This is a genomic window from Massilia sp. NBRC 108631 (assembly GCF_059704565.1).
The window spans coordinates 1-17,425 of sequence record NZ_BAAKJE010000265.1 but is presented as its reverse complement, the minus strand read 5'-3'; the positions used below and the strand labels follow the sequence as shown (position 1 = coordinate 17,425).

The 17,425-nt window shown below is 64.6% G+C and carries 17 protein-coding genes and 1 pseudogene; 11 read left to right on the top strand and 7 right to left on the bottom strand.

Annotation, left to right across the window (positions count from 1 at the left end):
- Positions 1-4: 4 nt before the first annotated feature.
- From AC6H42_RS29050 to AC6H42_RS29025, 6 genes are all read right to left on the bottom strand, one after another.
- The gene (locus AC6H42_RS29050; protein ID WP_497549532.1) at positions 5-769 is read right to left on the bottom strand and encodes an SDR family NAD(P)-dependent oxidoreductase; all 765 of its coding nucleotides are present in this window, start codon (positions 767-769) and stop codon (positions 5-7) included.
- Positions 762-2,075, bottom strand: coding sequence for an L-fucose:H+ symporter permease (gene fucP, locus AC6H42_RS29045; protein ID WP_497549531.1), 1,314 nt, complete (start codon positions 2,073-2,075; stop codon positions 762-764). Before fucP ends, AC6H42_RS29050 begins: the two co-directional genes overlap by 8 nt.
- 64 nt (positions 2,076-2,139) lie before the next feature.
- Positions 2,140-3,006, bottom strand: a complete 867-nt coding sequence (locus AC6H42_RS29040; protein ID WP_057156713.1) for a fumarylacetoacetate hydrolase family protein — start codon at positions 3,004-3,006, stop codon at positions 2,140-2,142.
- A 53-nt stretch (positions 3,007-3,059) separates the two neighbouring features.
- Positions 3,060-4,073: an aldo/keto reductase gene (locus AC6H42_RS29035; protein ID WP_497549530.1), complete on the bottom strand. Its 1,014-nt coding sequence runs from the start codon at positions 4,071-4,073 to the stop codon at positions 3,060-3,062.
- 1 nt (position 4,074) lies between these two features.
- Positions 4,075-5,295, bottom strand: a complete 1,221-nt coding sequence (locus AC6H42_RS29030) for a UxaA family hydrolase (RefSeq protein ID WP_497549529.1) — start codon at positions 5,293-5,295, stop codon at positions 4,075-4,077.
- A complete protein-coding gene (locus tag AC6H42_RS29025; protein ID WP_057156716.1) occupies positions 5,295-5,630 on the bottom strand; it encodes a UxaA family hydrolase in 336 nt (111 codons plus the stop codon). Before AC6H42_RS29025 ends, AC6H42_RS29030 begins: the two co-directional genes overlap by 1 nt.
- Positions 5,631-5,842: 212 nt before the next feature.
- Between AC6H42_RS29025 and AC6H42_RS29020 the strand changes: the two genes are divergently transcribed.
- The 6 genes from AC6H42_RS29020 to AC6H42_RS28995 all read left to right on the top strand — a co-directional run bounded on the left by AC6H42_RS29020 (position 5,843) and on the right by AC6H42_RS28995 (position 11,185).
- Positions 5,843-6,853, top strand: a complete 1,011-nt coding sequence (locus tag AC6H42_RS29020; protein ID WP_497549547.1) for a zinc-binding alcohol dehydrogenase family protein — start codon at positions 5,843-5,845, stop codon at positions 6,851-6,853.
- Positions 6,853-7,998, top strand: coding sequence for a mannitol dehydrogenase family protein (locus AC6H42_RS29015; protein ID WP_497549528.1), 1,146 nt, complete (start codon positions 6,853-6,855; stop codon positions 7,996-7,998). Before AC6H42_RS29020 ends, AC6H42_RS29015 begins: the two co-directional genes overlap by 1 nt.
- An 88-nt stretch (positions 7,999-8,086) precedes the next feature.
- Positions 8,087-8,929: an amidohydrolase family protein gene (locus tag AC6H42_RS29010; RefSeq protein ID WP_497549527.1), complete on the top strand. Its 843-nt coding sequence runs from the start codon at positions 8,087-8,089 to the stop codon at positions 8,927-8,929.
- Positions 8,926-9,645: a FadR/GntR family transcriptional regulator gene (locus tag AC6H42_RS29005; RefSeq protein ID WP_082551970.1), complete on the top strand. Its 720-nt coding sequence runs from the start codon at positions 8,926-8,928 to the stop codon at positions 9,643-9,645. Before AC6H42_RS29010 ends, AC6H42_RS29005 begins: the two co-directional genes overlap by 4 nt.
- A 182-nt stretch (positions 9,646-9,827) precedes the next feature.
- On the top strand, positions 9,828-10,682 hold the full coding sequence (locus AC6H42_RS29000) for a hypothetical protein (RefSeq protein WP_157201022.1): 855 nt from the start codon (positions 9,828-9,830) through the stop codon (positions 10,680-10,682).
- 11 nt (positions 10,683-10,693) lie between these two features.
- Positions 10,694-11,185: a hypothetical protein gene (locus tag AC6H42_RS28995; RefSeq protein ID WP_057156719.1), complete on the top strand. Its 492-nt coding sequence runs from the start codon at positions 10,694-10,696 to the stop codon at positions 11,183-11,185.
- 66 nt (positions 11,186-11,251) lie between these two features.
- Here AC6H42_RS28995 and AC6H42_RS28990 read toward each other — a convergent pair.
- Positions 11,252-11,416, bottom strand: a pseudogene (locus AC6H42_RS28990) (PrpF domain-containing protein); the annotation flags it as partial.
- Positions 11,417-11,647: 231 nt separating this feature from the next.
- Between AC6H42_RS28990 and AC6H42_RS28985 the strand changes: the two are divergent.
- The 5 genes from AC6H42_RS28985 (at position 11,648) to AC6H42_RS28965 (ending at position 17,176) form a co-directional block, all read left to right on the top strand.
- Positions 11,648-14,008, top strand: a complete 2,361-nt coding sequence (locus AC6H42_RS28985) for a dockerin (protein WP_497549526.1) — start codon at positions 11,648-11,650, stop codon at positions 14,006-14,008.
- A 146-nt stretch (positions 14,009-14,154) separates the two neighbouring features.
- A complete protein-coding gene (locus AC6H42_RS28980; protein WP_497549525.1) occupies positions 14,155-15,303 on the top strand; it encodes a PEP-CTERM sorting domain-containing protein in 1,149 nt (382 codons plus the stop codon).
- Between the two features lie 54 nt (positions 15,304-15,357).
- The gene (locus tag AC6H42_RS28975) at positions 15,358-15,657 is read left to right on the top strand and encodes a hypothetical protein (protein ID WP_057156722.1); all 300 of its coding nucleotides are present in this window, start codon (positions 15,358-15,360) and stop codon (positions 15,655-15,657) included.
- Positions 15,658-16,301: 644 nt separating this feature from the next.
- Complete coding sequence (locus AC6H42_RS28970) at positions 16,302-16,877, top strand: TetR/AcrR family transcriptional regulator (protein WP_057156723.1); 576 nt, start codon at positions 16,302-16,304, stop codon at positions 16,875-16,877.
- 11 nt (positions 16,878-16,888) lie between these two features.
- Positions 16,889-17,176, top strand: coding sequence for a YciI family protein (locus tag AC6H42_RS28965; RefSeq protein ID WP_057156724.1), 288 nt, complete (start codon positions 16,889-16,891; stop codon positions 17,174-17,176).
- Positions 17,177-17,425: the final 249 nt, after the last annotated feature.

Genomic DNA, 17,425 nt, shown 5'->3' with positions numbered 1-17,425 from the left:
GGGATCAGGCGTTCAGCGTAATGAAGCCGCCGTCGATCGGATAGTCGCTGCCGGTGATGAATGCGGCCTCGTCGCTGCACAGGTACAGCGCCAGCGCCGCCACTTCCTCGGGCCGCGCCATCCTGCCGATCGGCTGGGTCTTCGACAAGCGCTCGAACATCTCCGCCTCCTGGCCCGGATAGTTGCGGGCCAGGAAACCGTCGACGAAGGGCGTGTGCACGCGTCCGGGCGAGATCGAATTGCAGCGTATCCCTTCCTGAACGTAGTCCTTGGCCACCGACAGCGTCATGGCCATCACGGCGCCCTTGGCGGCTGAGTACGCAAATCGTTCGGGTACCGCCACCCATGCAGCCACCGACGCCATGTTGATGATCACGCCGCCGCCGTTTTCCTTCAGGCGCGGAATGGCCGCGTGCAGGCAGTTGTAGGCGCCCTTCACGTTGACGCCGATCACCCGGTCGAAGTCCTCCTCGCCGGTATTGTCCGCCTTGCCGACGTGCGCCACGCCGGCGTTGTTGATCAGGATACCGACCGGTCCTATCGCCGCAAAGCTGGCGTGAACATCGGCCTGCCGGGTCACGTCGCAAGCGTGCGCGCTGGCCTGGCCGCCCTGCTCCCGAATCTCGCGCACCACCTGGGCGCACGCGGCCTCGCCGATATCGAGTAGATGCACGGTTGCGCCCCGGCGCGCGAACAGCATGGCAGTCGCCTTGCCTATGCCGCTGCCCCCGCCGGTGATGACTGCCGTTTTTCCTGTCAATTCAAACATGTGCGATGCTCCCGGTTGAAGTGGCGGCTGCCGCAGGATGCACTTCCTGCAGCACGGTGCGCGCGAACCATGCAATCACGAGGAAGCACAGCAGCGGCGCCGCATAGCCGTATTGAAGATTGTGGGTGGCGTCGCTGATGACGCCGAACAGCAGCGGCAGCACGGCCCCGCCCACGATGGACATGATGATCAGGCTGCTGCCCATCTCGGTGTCGGGCCCCGCGTTGCTGATACCGAGCGAGAAGATGGTGGGGAACATGATGGACATGAAGAAGGCAATGCCGATCACCGCCGCCAGGCTGGCAAGGCCGCCAGCGAACATCGCCACCGCGCACAGCGCCACGCTGGCCAGCGCGTAGGCCAGCAGCAGGCGCGCCGGCGCCACGTACTTCATCAGGCAGGTGCCGGCAAAGCGCCCCACCACGAACGCGGTGCCGCAGCCCCAGCCCAGGTAATCCGCCGCCACAACCTGGCTGACGCCGGCCGCCTTGGACGCGTACAAGATGAAGAAGCTGAACACGCAGACTTGCGCCCCCACGTAGAAGAACTGGGCGATGACGGCGCGCCGGATCTGCGGCCGCTGCAGCGCGCGCAGGATGGCGCCCTTCGGCGGCAAGCCAGGCTGGGCGTGGCCGGCGCCGGCGGCCACGCCGACGGCGGGCAGTTTGAGGAAGAAGAACACCACCGCGATGGCAATGATCACCAGCGCAATCGCCAGGTACGGCCCCTTGACACTGGCCGCTTCCGCCGCCAGCACCGCCTGGCGCATACTTTCCGGCATCGCCTGCAGTTGTTCGTCGCTGGCGCCGTCCACCAGGATCAGGCGGGCGCCGGCGATGGGCGCCAGCGTGGCGGCCAGGCCGTTGAACGACTGCGCCAGGTTGAGGCGCTGGGTCGCCCGCTCGGGGCGGCCCAGCAAAGTGACGTAGGGATTGGCGGCCGTCTCCAGCACCGTCAGCCCGCACGCGATGATGAACAGCGCCCCCAGGAAGTACACGTAGCGGTGCGTATCGGCTGCGGGGATGAACAGCAGCGCACCGGCGGCGAACAGGGCCAGGCCGCACAGCATGGTGTTCTTGTAGCCGGCCTTGCGTATCATCAGGCCGGCGGGCAGCGCCATCAGGAAATAGGCGATGAACACGGCCGAATCCACCAGCGCCGCCTGCAGCACGGTGAGGCTGAACGATTTCCTCAGATGGGGAATCAGTATCGGGTCGAGATTATGGACAAAGCCCCACATGAAAAACAGCGAGGTGATCATCACGAAGGCAACCTGGTAGGTTTGCCGCTGGGTCGGTTCGGTCATGCCTGGGTGTCTCCCCTGTTCCAATGCTACGCGGCGCCTTGTGTTTTTTTGCGCGCCGTGCCTGTCAACCGTCGATCAACTCCGGATTCCAGGCATGGACGGTCTGGTTTTGCTGGCCGAGGCCATCGATGCCCAGCGTAATCCGGTCGCCCGGGCGCAGGTAGACCGGCTCAGGCTTCTGTCCCAGGCCAACGCCGGGCGGCGTGCCGGTGCTGATCACATCGCCGGGGTTGAGCGTCATGAAGCGGCTGATGTAGCTGACCAGGTGGGCCACCGTAAACACCATGGTGCGGGTATTGCCGGTTTGGTAGCGCTTGCCGTTCACGTCCAGCCACATGCCCAGGTTCTGCGGATCGGGCACCTCGTCGGCGGTGACCAGCCACGGCCCGACCGGCCCGAACGTATCGCAGCCCTTGCCCTTGTCCCACTGCCCGCCGCGCTCAAGCTGGTACTCGCGCTCGGACAAGTCGTTGACCACGCAGTAGCCGGCCACATGATCGAGCGCGTCGTCGATCTCCACGTAGCGCGCGCGGGTGCCGATCACCACCCCCAGTTCCACTTCCCAGTCGCTCTTGAGCGAACCGCGCGGCAGCACTACCGGGTCGTTGCAGCCGACGATGGCGCTGGTGGCCTTGGTAAACAGCACCGGCTCGGAGGGCACCTCCATGCCGGATTCGGCCGCATGGTCGGAATAGTTCAGGCCCACGCAGATCAACTTGCCGATGTCGGCCACCACGGGCGCGAAGCGGACCGGCTGCGCCACTTGCGGCAAGCGGGCGGGATCGACCGAAGCCAGGCGGTCCAGGCTGGCCCTGCCGAGGTGCGCCGAGGTCAGGTCCGGCAGCACGCCGGACAGATCGCGCAGCATGCCGCCGGCGTCGATCAGGCCGGGTTTCTCGTTGCCCTTGGGGCCGAAGCGTAGCAATTTCATTTGAGTCCTTTATACGTCTTGTCGAAACAGGCTAAAGCGAAGAAAAGCGGATATCACGCGCCCAGCGGCATGGGCGCGCGGCGGTCGATCAGGCCGCGCGTGGCCAGCGCGTCCCACAGCGCCGCGGGCAGCGGGCGCGCGAACCACGCCGCGTTCTGGCGCAGCTGCACCGCGCTTTGCGCGCCGGGAATGCAGGACACCACCGCCGGGTGGGCCATGGGGAACTGCAAGGCGGCAGCCTGCAGCGGCACGCCGGCTTGCGTGCAAATCGCCGCGATCTCATCCACCCGGTCGATGATGTGGGCCGGCGCGTCTTCATAGTTGAACTTCCTGGTTCCGGCCAGGATGCCGGAATTGAACGGGCCGCCGATCACAATGCCGACACCGCGCTGCGCGCAGCGGTCCAGCAGCGGCGCCAGCGCTACCTGTTCCAGCAAGGTGTAGCGCCCGGCCAGCAGCGCGCAGTCCAGGTCGCACATGTCCATCGCCGCGGCCACCGCCTCCCATTCGTTGACGCCCAGGCCGATGGCGCCCACGCAGCCCTCCGCGCGCAACTGCTCGAGCGCGCGGAAGCCGCCGCCGCGCGTCAGCTGCTCCCAGTAGCGCGCGTTCAGCTCGCCGTGCGTGGCGCGGCCGATGTCGTGAACATAAAGAATATCGACGCGGTCCATGCCCAGGCGCTGCAGGCTGTCCTCGTGCGAACGCATGACGCCGTCATAGCTGTAGTCGAAATGCGGGCGGAACGGCAACGGATCGGCCCAGCCGGATTCACCGGGCCGCACGCCGGCGTCGGGCAGCATCAGGCGCCCGACTTTGGTGCTGATCACGTAGCTGCCGCGTGGCCGCGCGCGCAGCGCAGCGCCAACGCGGCGCTCGGACAGCGTGTAGCCGTAGTATGGCGCGGTGTCGAAATAGCGGATGCCGAGCTCCCACGCGGCATCGACGATGGAGCGCGCTTCCCCCTCGCCGACGGCCTGGTACAGCCCGCCGAGCTGGGCGCAGCCCAGTCCCAGGCTGCTTAGCGTGATGGCGCGGCGCGGCAGCTTGCGCAGGTCGCTCGCCTCCATGTCAGGCCGCTTTCAACGGAAAGCACCCGGGACCGGACGCCTCGAACTGCTTGTACGTGAGGATGAATTCCTGGTGACCCAGCGCCTCCGAACAGCTTTGTTCGCCGTTGGCCACCCGCGCCACCAGTTCCACGATCTCGGCGCCGACCTGCTCCAGCGTCGCCTCGCCGGCCAGGATGCGGCCTGCGTTGACGTCCATGTCCTCGGACAGGTGCTGGAAGGTGGCCGGGTTGGCGCACACCTTGATCACCGGCGAGATAGCCGAGCCGACCACCGAGCCGCGCCCGGTGGTGAACAGCGTGACGTGGGCGCCGCAGGCGATCAGTTCCACGATTTCAGCATTGTCGGCAATGTTCGGGAAACCGAACCGTACCTCGCCGTCCGGCACCACGTCCAGCAGGTACAGGCCTCCGCCCCCGGGCTGGTCGCCCGGTCTCAGGACGCCGCTGATGGGCGAGGCGCCGCTCTTGGCGTAGGCCCCCAGCGACTTTTCCTCCTGCGTCGTCAGGCCGCCGTCCGCATTGCCGGGGGCGAAGCTGCCGTGGCCCAGCACGGTGTAATAGTGCGCAGCCTTGTTCACGCAGGAGACGATGGCGTCGCCCAGCTCCGGCGTGGCGGCGCGCCGCTTCATGTGGAATTCGCAGCCCACCAGCTCCCCGGTCTCTTCGAAGATGCAGGCCGCGCCGGCGGCAACCAGCCGGTCGAAGGCGACGCCGACGGCGGGATTGGCCGTGATGCCGCTGGTGCTGTCCGATCCGCCGCAGATGGTGGCCACCACCAGCTCATCGACACCCATCGGGACACGCTGCTGCAGTGCCAGCGACTCGCGCGCCCAGCGCACCCACTCGATGCCGTCGGCCACGCTGGTGCGGGTACCGCCGTTCTGCTGGATGGTAATGGTGTGCACCGGCCTGCCGCTAGCCGCCGCCGCCTCTTCCAGGCCGCGCCGGTTGAAACTCTCGCAGCCCAGCGACACGATCAGCGCGGCGCCCACGTTGGGATGCGTGACCAGGCGCTTCATCATGCGGTCGGCATAGTCGTTCGGGTAGCATCCGGGGAAGCCGATCAGGTGTACCTCCTGGCCGGGAAAAGCGTTGACGATCAGCCGCGCCACGTGGTGCGCGCATTCGACGGTATAGGCCACGGCGACAACGTTGCGGATGCCCTTGCGGCCATCGGCGCGCGGGAAGCCCGACAGTGCGGGCATGCAGGCCGTAGGCATCAATGGATGCTCCCGATAAAGGAATGGGCGTCCGACGCCAGGGTGTAAGTGGGAATGTAGTCGCTGGCCAGGTTATGCGTGTGCAGCATGGCGCCCGGCGCCACGTCGGCCGTAACGGTGCCAATGATGGCGCCGTAACGCAGTACCTTGTCGCCGGTCTTGAGCGCGCGGCGCGCAACCTTGTAACCAAGCGGGATGGATTCCGGCAGCACGACGGACGCGCCGTCGATCTGCAGCGCCTCGCCCGCCTCCAGCGGCGTGCGGGCGATCAGGCAATTGTCGTCGGGCGACATTAATAGCAGGCGTGGCGCGGCTGGCGCCGGGTTGCTCGTCATACGTGCTTCCTTCCGGGTTGGTGCGGTCTTCGATCAGGAGTGCCCCGTCTGTTTTTAATATATCCCAAACCTTCGCGCTGGTGGGTATCCCGATTCAAAATAATCAAAAACATAATTGGAACAGCAGATTTTATGGTGAAATGTTTTCCATATATGCGGTACACTGGCGACATCCCATACCTCATGCTCACCTCCTACCGAGAAGTCCCATGATGAAAACCGTTGTATGCCGGGCCCCAGGCGAACTGGAACTGGTGGAGCGCCCGCTACCGCACGCGGGCGCAGGCGAGGTGTTGCTGCGCGTGCGCCGCGTTGGCCTGTGCGGCACCGACATGCATATCTTCCGGGGCACCCAGCCTTTCTTGCAGTACCCGCGCGTGATGGGCCATGAGCTGTCCGGCGAAGTGGTGAGCGCGCCGGATGACAGCGGCCTGGCGCCGGGCGACACGGTCTTCGTGATGCCCTACCTGTCCTGCGGCACGTGCGTAGCCTGCCGCCAGGGCAAGACCAATTGCTGCACCAATATCCAGGTGCTGGGCGTGCACCGCGACGGCGGCATGGCCGAGTATCTGGCGCTGCCTGAACGTTATGTCTTCAAGACCGGCGGCATCTCCCTCGATGACGCAGCCATGCTGGAATTCCTTGCCATCGGCGCCCACGCGGTCCGCCGCGGCGGCGTGCGGCCCGGCCAGAAAGCGCTGGTGGTGGGCGCTGGCCCCATCGGCATCGCGGCCTCCCTATTCGCCCGGCTCAAGGGCGGCCAGGTGACGGTGCTTGATGCGCGCGAGGACCGGCTCGCGTTCTGCCGCAGCGCGCTCGGCATCGGACAAACGGTGCAGGTGGCTGCGGACGACAAGGCACGCCTGTCGGAGCTGACCGGCGGCGAGTTCTTCGACGTGGTATTCGACGCCACCGGCAACGTTAAGGCCATGGAGCGCGGCCTGGAGTTCGTGGCGCACGGCGGCACCTATGTGCTGGTGTCCATCGTTCCGGACCGCATTTCCTTTGCCGACCCCGAATTCCACAAGCGCGAAACCAGCATGCTGGGCAGCCGCAACGCCACCGCCGAGGACTTCAGCGAAGTGCTGGCGGCGATGCAAGCGGGCTTGGTGCCCACCGGGCTGATGAACACCCACCGCACCACCCTGTCCGGATTCGTGGACGCGCTGCCGCAGTGGATGGACCCTGCCGCCGGCGTCATCAAAGCCATCGTGGAGGTCTGATGGCTTCCCCCATTCTGCAATTCGGCACCAGCCGCTTCCTGCAGGCGCACGTGGACCTGTTCGTCCACCAGGCATTGGAACAGGACCAGGCACTGGGCCGCATTACCGTGGTGCAGACCACCGCCAGCTCCCAAAGCGCGCAGCGGGTGGCCGCTTTCAACGCGCCGGACGGCTATCCGGTGCGCATCCGCGGCATCAAGGACGGCGCGGCAGTCGAGCAGGAGCACCGCGTTACCGCGATCGAAGCCGGCCTGCACGCGGACCTGGACTGGCCGGCCATCCGCGAACTGGCCGCCACCTCCGTTAGGGTGATCGTGTCGAACACGGGCGACCGGGGCTATGAACTTTGCCCCGGAGACGGGCCGGCACTGCTGGACGCGGCAACCGCGCCGCGCAGCTTCCCCGCCAAGCTGCTGGTGCTGCTATACCAGCGCTTCCTGCGCGGCGCGGCACCCGTCACGCTCTACCCTTGCGAGCTGGTGGCCAACAACGGCAGCGTGCTGCGCGCCGTGGTGCGCAAGCTGGCGCTCGCATGGCATCTGGACAGCGGCTTCATCGTCTACTTGAGCACGGGTTGCGTATGGATCAATTCGCTGGTGGACCGCATCGTGTCCGAAGCGATAGCGCCGGCCGGCGCGGTCGCCGAGCCATACGCCATCTGGGTGATCGAAGCCCAGAAGAAGATGGTGCTGCCGTGCACTCATCCGCAGATTATCGTGACGGACAAGCTGGAACCGTACGAGCGGCGCAAGCTGTTCCTGCTGAACCTGAGCCACACTTTCCTGGCCGAGCAATGGCTGCAATACCAGCGCCACAAGGACGAGACAGTGCTGCAGGCCATGTCCGCGCCGAAGCTGCGCGCCGAGCTCGAAGCGCTGTGGGAAGAGGAGGTGCTGCCCGTGTTCGACGCGCTGGACGAGGCCGAGCCAGCCCGGAGCTACCTGGCGCAGGTGCGCGACCGCCTCTGCAATCCCTTCCTGGCGCACCGGCTGGCGGACATCGCCCAGAACCACGAAGAGAAAAAGCGCCGCCGCCTGCTGCCCGTGGTGGCGCTGGCCAATGCACTGCAGTTGCCGCTGCCGCAACCGCGCCTGCGCGCGGCGCTGCGGCTGGCGGCGGCGCGCACCGCTGCCCAGACGGCATGAGCGGCGCATCCTCTCCGCTGGGGCCATGCATGCGAGCCGCGACCCTGACGGCGCACCGTTGCGCCATCATTCCATTGAAGGCCACGCCATGAAGCGGATCGACGCCCACCAGCACTTCTGGCAGCTGGCCGCGCGCGCCGGCGCATGGCCGCCGCCGGAACTCGCCCCCATCTACCGCGATTTCGCGCCGGACGAGCTGGCCAGCCTGCTGAAGCAGCATGGCGTCGCCGCCACCGTGCTGGTGCAATCCATGCCGGACGAAGCGGACACCCGATTCATGCTGGACCTGGCGGACCGCCACGAGTTCATCGCCGCCGTAGTCGGCTGGGTCGACTTGAAGTCCAGCGCCGCGCCTGCGCGCATCGCCGCCCTGGCCGCCCACCCCAAACTGCGCGGCCTGAGGCCCATGCTGCAGGATCTGGACGACGACGGCTGGATCGACGACGCCGCATTGGCGCCGGCGGTGGACGCCATGCTGCGCCACGGCCTGCGCTTGGACGCGCTGGTGCTGCCGCGCCATTTGGCGCCGCTGCTGGCCTTTGCGCGCCGCCACCCTGCCCTGCCCATCGTCATCGACCACATCGCCAAACCAGCCATGGGTGGCGCTCCGGACGCACAGTGGATGCGAGACATGGAGCGCCTCGCAGCCGAACCGCAGTTGGCATGCAAGCTGTCCGGCATGGTCACCGAGGCCGGCCCCGGCTGGACGGTGGAGCGGCTGATGCCGTATGCGCACCATGTGCTGCAGGTCTTCGGGCCGGAGCGCGTGATGTGGGGCAGCGACTGGCCGGTGGTCAGGCTGGCAGGCGACTACACGGCCTGGCTGGAGGCCAGCGAAGTGCTGCTGGCGCACCTGCCTCCTGCGCAGCGGGAGGCGGTGTTTGGCCTGAACGCGATGCGCTTTTACGGCATGGAACAAGGAGCGGCATGAAGGACTTCCATATACAAGCGGCCCTTGCGCCCGAGGCGGCGCGCCCGGCCGAGACCCGCATGTACCGGGCGGTGGCAGGCCGCATTCAAGAACTGATTCGCGAACAGCAGCTGGAACCCGGCGCGCGCCTGCCGTCAGAGAGGGAACTCGCCACGTCGCTGCGGGTCAGCCGCGCATCCCTGCGCGAAGGGCTGATCGCGCTGGAACTGGGCGGCGTGGTCGAGGTGCGCGGAGGCTCCGGCGTGTACGTCAGCCGGCAGCCGGCATCGCCGGACGAGGTGCCGGAAGCCGGGCCCGGCCCGTTCGAGGTGCTGTCCGCCCGCAGCGCGATCGAGACCGAGGTGGCGGCGCTCGCCGCAAAGAACGCGTCCCCCGCAGCTGTGCAGGCCATTCTTGCGGCGCTGCTGGAAATGGAGCGCAGCCACGAAGACCGCGCCAGCAACGAACTGGCGGACCGCAGTTTTCATTCCGCCATCGCGCAAGCGACCGGCAACGCGGCGCTGGCCGGCGTGATCGACTACCTTTGGCAGCAGCGCAACAGCCTGTGGCACCGCCTGAAAGAGCATTACCGGACCGAGGCGCTGCGCATGTCGACCTTGCAGGATCACCGTGCGATATACGACGCCATCGCCGCGCGCGACGGCGCGGGCGCCCGCAGCGCCATGCGGCAGCACCTGGAACGGGTGACCCGCACCTTTGCCGGCGGCAGCGCCTGACCGCCAATGCCGGCGCCGGCGCCGCTGCGGAAATACCACGCGAATTCCCCACACGATAGTTGTAAATTGCAGTATTCTTTTCGACAATTTACCACTCACGCGTCGCTCGCCCTTTGAAAGGAACTGCCTTGTTCCACTCACCTTCAACACGCGCGCCCTCCACGGCGCGCTGCATCCACACTTTGCTTGCCGGCCTGTGCGCCCTTTTGCTTTCCGGCTGCGCCAACCTCGGCGCGGTCCAGGAGTTCGCGAAGACGTCGGCCGACAGCGCCGCGTACACCCAGCTGACGGACGAATACGTCAACAGCCCGGAAACCAGCAAGCTCTACACACTGGAAAACGACGCCGGTGAGCGAGCCAGGCTGGACACCCTGGCGGCTGAACGCAAGCCGCAGGCGGCCAGGCTGATGCTCATGCACCAGGCCCTCGCAGGCTACATGGCCGCCGTCGGCGATCTCGCGGCGGACGATCTTACCGAGGCCGACACACAACTGGATGGCATGTTCGACGCCGCGGTGAAGGCGAATTACGTCGATGAAACGACGGGGGCACCGCTGCGCAGCATCGGCAAAATCCTGGCCGAGGCGGCGATGAACGGCTACCGGCAACGCGAACTGAACAAGGTGATCGCGGCCGCGAACGCGCCACTGCAGCAGCTCATTGCGCACCAGCTGGCGCTCATGGAAGGCTATGGCCAGTCGCTCGCCAACGAGCGCGCCATGCAGATCCGGCACCAGCGCGTGCTGCACGCCATGGCACGCGACAAGGGCCGCGAACCGGTGGCGGCCGAACTGATCTGGGAACGCAGCAACCTCACCGCCATGCAATTCGCCCAGCGCGAAAAGGCTGTGCCGAAATACCTGGAAACCTTGAAACAGATCGCAGCGGGACACCAGGCACTGTACGACAACCGCGACAATCTGTCGAACAAGGAAGTGGCAGCGCAAATCAAGCGCTACACCAAGCGGATCCGGGCAGCGCTCAAGGCTGCGCGCACGCCCAGCGATGCCGCCGCGCCGGCCGCCGCCAAACCATAAAGGAATCCGCCATGACCACCACTACCCTGACGGCGCAGCACGCGCTGGAACTGGCGCGCAGCTTCCGGGAAACATCGACCGCGCTGGGCGACTATCTGTACGCGCCGGCCAACTGGCCGTCGCTGCCGGAAGGCGAACGCGACACGCTGCGCTCCCTCGAAGTCACTTTGCTCAATGTGGCGACCGATCTGGTCACCCAGGCTGTGGGCAAGGTACTCGACGAGGCCCAGCAAAGCGTGGACGACTTGCTGGCTGTGACCAGACAGGCCAGGGACGCGATCAAGCGCATCGATGATGTGAAAGCAGGCATCGCTATCGCCACCGCGCTGATCGGCCTCGCGGCGGCGATCTCGGCCGGAAGCGCCGGTGCGATATTCGGCGCGTTCAAGCTGGTCAAGGACACCATGGGGACTAAGCCGGCGAAGACGGGCAAGGAAAACGCCGAGGTCAAGAAAAAGGCGGCCGAGCCTGCAGCCGTCAAGGTCAAGAAGATCAAAAAATAAGCTAAGAGATCCCAACAACAACCGTAAACCATGCGGGCGCAACAGCTCAGGCCACCTGCACAGCAGCGCCAGCTTGGGCAACACCTTGGCGGTGGCGTCGCCCATTCCCATCAGCCTTGCCGCTTGCACACGCCGCTGCTCCAGGCGCGCCAGCGGCGCCGCGTCGGCGCCCAGATCGGCCTTGCTTTCGTGGCCAGTTTGGCCGAACGAAGCGGCGCCAATCAGCACCATGGGCGTGCACTGTAGAGCAAGCTGGCAACGGGCAGGCAACAGCAACCGGCATCTGCCGGTTTTTTTTTCGCGGGCCGAACGAGGTTGCATTACAACGCTTGAGTCAAATCATTCAGCCGTCCGGTGATTTTCATATATAGCAAACAATAGCTACTTCCTATACTGGGCTTCCCGATGGCGGATCACCGCGCCGGGCCGACAAAACCATAATCCATTTCTGGAGGAGCACATATGAAACTGACATACAACGTCAAGCTCGTTGTCCCCACGATGCTGGCCGGTCTTCTCGCTAGTCTTCTCGCCGGCATGCTGGCCGGCTGCAGCGGCGGCGCCGGCAGCGCTTCGCCCGCCAGCGCGGCGCCGCCCGTCCGCCTCTCACTCGGCGGCGGCCCGCCGGCCACCAGCTGGACCAGCGTGAAATGGGGCGGAGGCGGCTACGTCACCGGCATCGTCTACCATCCGGGTACCGCCAACCTCGCCTATGCCCGCACCGATATCGGCGGCGCCTACCGCTGGAACCCGGCTACCTCGTCGTGGACGCCCATCACCGACGGTGTAGGGTTCGGCGCGGCCGAAAGCTCCCACCACGGCGTGGAAAGCATCGCCATCGATCCTGCCAACGACCAGCGCGTCTACATGGCCACCGGCATGAGCCTCGGTAACGGCAATGGCCGCCTGTACATTTCCAGCAACCGCGGCGCCAACTGGACCTGGGTCAACCTGCCGTTCCCGGTGGGCGGCAATGATTCCGGCCGGGCCATGGGCGAACGCCTGAAGGCCGACCCCACCAATCCGTCAATCCTGTTCTATGGTTCGCGCACCGCCGGCCTGTGGAAGAGCGCGGACTCGGGCCAGACCTGGGCCCAGGTCACGGGGCTGTCGTCCCACACGATGACCGCAAGCGGCGGCGCCAAGGGCGTCACGCAGGTCATGTTCGACAATTCGAACGTGGGCGGCGGGCAGACCACGTGGAACATGTATGCAGCCGTCGCCCCGGACTACGCCAACGCTGCGGGTCTGACCTCGTCGCTGTACAGATCTGTCAACGGCGGCTTCTCGTGGACCCCGGTCACGGTCCCGGCTCTCGTTACCGGCTACCACGTCCCGCACATGGTGCGCGCTGCCGACGGTAACTATTATGTCGCCTTCAACCAGGGCGCCGGCGAAGGGGTCAACGGTCCCAGCTACCTCTACAAGTTCGGCGGTGTGGCCTTCAACGGCGCCTGGACCTTGCTCAAGAGCTCCAACAGCAGCGGATTCGGCAGCGTGTCCGTCCATGGGACCGGAGCGGCCACCCGCATCGCGCTGGGCATGAGCGGATGGGCCAATACCAGCCAGCAAGTTCAATTGTCCGACAACGATGGCGCCAGCTGGCGCGAGATCGAGGCCGGCATGCCCCATGCGCAGCCCAACATCTCCACCATCGGCTGGGTGGACGACATCGAGATCGATCCCTTCAACCGCGACCACATCTCGCACGTCTTCGGCGGCGGCATCGTCGAGACCTGGAACGCCTCGTCGGCCACGCCGAACTGGAGCCTCTCGGTCAACAACCTGGAGGAGACCGCCACCCTGGCCGTCAACACGCCGCCAGCCGGCGCGCCATACAAGCTGATCAACAGTGCCGGCGACATCGGCACCTGGGTCCAGACGGACCTCGCGGCGACGCCGACCAGGGGCCCCAATCCCAATTGGAACAATGGCAATTCGGCCGACATGGCATGGTCCGATCCGCGCTACATTGCCACAGTCGGAGCTGACAACGCCAACGGCCACGTCGGGAAGGGCTACTGGTCCGGCGACGGCGGCACGACCTGGGCCGCGTTCGCCACCCTGCCCGCCGGCGCCGGCGCCGCAGCCAACGCGCGCGAAACGTCCAATATCGCCGTCACCACGCGCAACAACGCAATCTGGGCGCCGGCCGATTCGGTGCCGTCCTACACCACCAACAATGGCGCAAGCTGGACCGCGACCAACCTGCCTGCGCTCACCGTCATCGGCGGCTTCCCGCGCGCCTATCGACTGAAAGTGGACCGCAAGAACCCGAACAGGGTCTACGCCTACGATTCGGGCGGCGCATGGTGGGGCAGCGCAGGCAAGGTCTACGTGTCGACCGACGGCGGCCACAACTTCACGCTGAGCCAGGGTTCGGTGGCGGCCAACCTGCGCGCCAATCCGTGGGGCGTCACCTCGATGGAGGTCAACCCCAACGTCGAGGGCGACATCTGGCTGGCCGATGGCAACGCCGTGTACCACTCGGTCGATTCGGGCGCGACCTGGACCAGGCTGAACACCTTTGCGTCGCTCTGGGGAAATCGTCAAACGTGGGAGTGGCCCGACGTGCAGGGCGCCAGTACCCTGGCGCTGGGCAAGGCGGCGCCCGGCGCCTCCTACTCGGCCGCAGTGTACGTGGTGGGCGTGGTCAACGGCGTCTGGGGCGTGCACCGCTCCGACGACAGCGGCGCCACCTGGTCACGCTTCAACGATGATGCTCACCAGTTCGGCGGCATCGGCGCGATGGCGGGCGACTGGAACACCTATGGACGGATCTACGTCAATGGTACCGGGCGCGGTCTGATCTATTCCAACTAGAACTAGCACCGTTTATGCCGCGCACTTATCACAGAAAATCACAGAGCGAATAAATAGGAATAGCGCACAACAAAGCAATCATGCGCTAGTGCAGCCCGCTACTATAGTCCGTCCACCCGCGAGGGGAACCTGAAAAGGAGACGGACATGAAACTTGCAAAATGCGTCGCGCGTGCGCACGCGGCAGCGCTGGCCTTGTTGTTGCCAGCGCTGGCCCAAGCGGGCACGTATACGTTCAGCTATCTCAACATCATGACGGAGTGGCAGTACAGCTCCGGTGGCACGATCTCCGCCATCAACAACAGCAATCAGGTGACCGGGTATGTGAGCTTCGGGCCGGAATTGCCTGGCAGCTCTTTTCTCTACCAGCAGCACTGGGCCACTTACCTCTCATCCCAGCTTGCCAATATCCATGACATCAACAATGCCGGCGTCATGGCAGGCACAGCGCCAGGGGGTGTGGCAGCGCTGCTGGCCAATGGACAGACGACTACGTTGCTCAACGATGGCCGTTCCTCCACGGCGCTTGCCATCAACAACCACGGCGTGGCGGTGGGCTACGCCATGAATACCGACGTGTTCAGCTACCGCGCCATGGTTTACAGCAATGGCACGGCAACCGAACTGGGCACCCTGGGCGGCCGCGATTCGTTTGCCACCGACATCAACGACGCCGGCGTGATCGTCGGTAATTCACACGTGGACGAGAACTATTTCGCCACGCATGCCTTCATTTACGAGAACGGCGTCATGACCGACCTCGGCGTGCCGGCGGGGGCGACGTCCAGCGCCGCCCTGAGCGTCAGCGAGGACGGTTCGGTCCTCGGCAGGGCTTACCTCCCCAACGGCACGGCCAAGAGCTTTCTTTACCACGATGGCGTGACGACCGACCTGAGCGGGATTTTCACGCGCACGGTGGCCGACATGAACGGCAGCGGCACCATCCTCGGCGAGTCGAACGAAGGCTTCCTGCTGTACAACAAACAGGGTCAGGTAGTGAACCTGAGCCTCGAGGTGGCGCAAAGCACCGGCTCCACGCTCAGCCAGGTTTTCGCCATCGGCGATAACGGCACGGTTGGGGCGGAAATCTGCGGCGATCTCGGTTGCACACTCGCCCTGATGATCCCTTCGCCCGTGCCGGAACCGGAAACCTACGGCATGCTGCTGGCCGGCCTGGGCGTGGTGGGCTGGATGGGCCGCCGCCGCGCCAGCGCCACAGGCGGCAGTGGCGACAGCGGCGACAGCGACGCTGCCATAGCACGGCGCGCAACAACATCTTCGTCCAATCGAATATGATGGAAAGATGGTCGCAGCAGCAATGATCCTCCTTGCACGTGGAGCGCCAAACCCATGAAATACGACATCGATTTCTCGATCTTTGAATCGCCAAACCACCCATATGGAAACGTGACGGGCGAGCTGGAACTGACGTTCCTGCCATCGGTTGGCACTGTGATCCAAATTTCGGAAGGGATGCTGGCGCTGCGCGTGCAATTCATCAATATCGTCAATGGGCGAACCGTAATAGGATTTGATGATGTGGTGGCAGATTCTCCAAGTCATGCAGCTTGGCTTGCTGAACGGCTGGAGCGGGACGAAGGTCTATTTTGCCCCAAGTACGACTTGATCCGCTTTGGAAAAATCAGATAACAAATGCTGTGAATTTTCGGCGCGATTGAGCGTGACTTGCCGCACGCAGCCATGACCTGACGCACGCGCAAGATGCTATCGCTCACTGCCGAAACGACGTTCTCCATTATCTTCCCCTACCTGTTTCTGAACGGATTGATAGATTTAATGCGGCCACGCCACCCGCGCCGGGCAACGCACATCGGAAATGGATGCCGCATCCATGAGGTGGATCGAGACGAACCAGGGGCCGCGTAAAAGCTAGTTGCTGATGCGCCAGTACCAAGGCGTCAGCGACAAAGAGGTGAGCTTCGCAAGGTAGAGCGTGCCACGCCTACCATGCCAGCTACCGAAGGGAATCGCAAATGAACAAGACTCGCCAAATGACAACAGGGCCAGCTACTGTAGATTCCACTCTAGCCTTGGGCGGTTTGGACTTCAAGGTGATGTACACCGAAAAGGCTCTTTAAATCCAACGGGGTTTCATTTGGCTTGACGATTCGTCACGCTGGATGGTCGTGAGCTCCGGAGGGTGCTTTCACGCCGCAAGCATTGCCTGCCCGCGCTGACCGGGCCTTCCGGCGCTTAGGCATTTCAATACATACTTGACAAGTTTAGGACGATCGCCCTACCATTAGGACAATTGACCTACAGCATGGCCGCCAATGATAGCCACCCGAGACCGTATAGTCGAAGCAGCCGACAAACTCTTTTACGAGCAGGGATTCGAACGCACTTCGTTTGCAGATGCGGCGGCGGCTGTTGCCATCTCCCGCGGCAATTTTTACTACCATTTCAAGACCAAGGACGAGATTCTCGACGCGGTCATCCAACGTAGGCTGGCAAACACGCGAGCGATGCTGGACCAATGGCAGATCGAGGGCGCTTCACCTGCAGCACGCATCGGCTGCTTCATTGAAATCCTCATCCGCAACCAGAGCAAGATCAAAATGTATGGATGCCCGGTCGGGACTTTGAGCACGGAACTGGCCAAGCTCCAGCATCCCGCCAGCTCCAGCGCCAATGAGCTGTTCGGCCTGTTCCGCGACTGGCTAAGCGACCAGTTCGCGCTGCTCGGACGCGCGCAGGACGCTACTCAACTGGCCTTGCATTTGCTCGCACGCAGCCAAGGCATCGCAACGCTTGCCTCGGCATTCCAGGATTCAGCTTTTATCGAGCAGGAGGTCCGACTCTTGCACAACTGGCTCCAATCGCAGCTTCCCCAAACCACTCATCAGTGAGGAGTTCAACGATGTTTGTCGTACTGCTGAAATTTTCCGAAAACAAAGGACTGGCGCAGCAATATATGGCCGGCCACAAAGAATGGATCGATGCCGGATTCAATGACGGCGTGTTCGCACTTGTCGGAGGCCTGCAACCGAATGCAGGTGGAGGAATCCTCGCCATCAACACGACGCGCGACGCACTGGAAGAACGCGTTCGTCGCGATCCGTTTGTCGAGCATGGCATCGTCACGCCAGACATCATCGAGATTGCTCCCGCCCGTACCAACGGCCAACTGGCCTGGCTCACACAATGAGGGCTCGCAATGACAGCAACCATTGAAGGAATAGACGGCAGGCAAACGCTTCCGTATCGAACAGGCCTTCCCGCCCTTTGCGCTTGAGCGAGTGGGCCGCACCCATCCGTCTTACGAGCGGCGCCGTTATCCGCGCTAATTGGCAGTGAACCGGACCGGGATATTGAGAGGCGCCTCGGTTTGAGTCATGCCGGGATGGCTTGACTCGATAGTTGACGATAGTAGTTCATTTCAGCTTCGGCCGGTGGA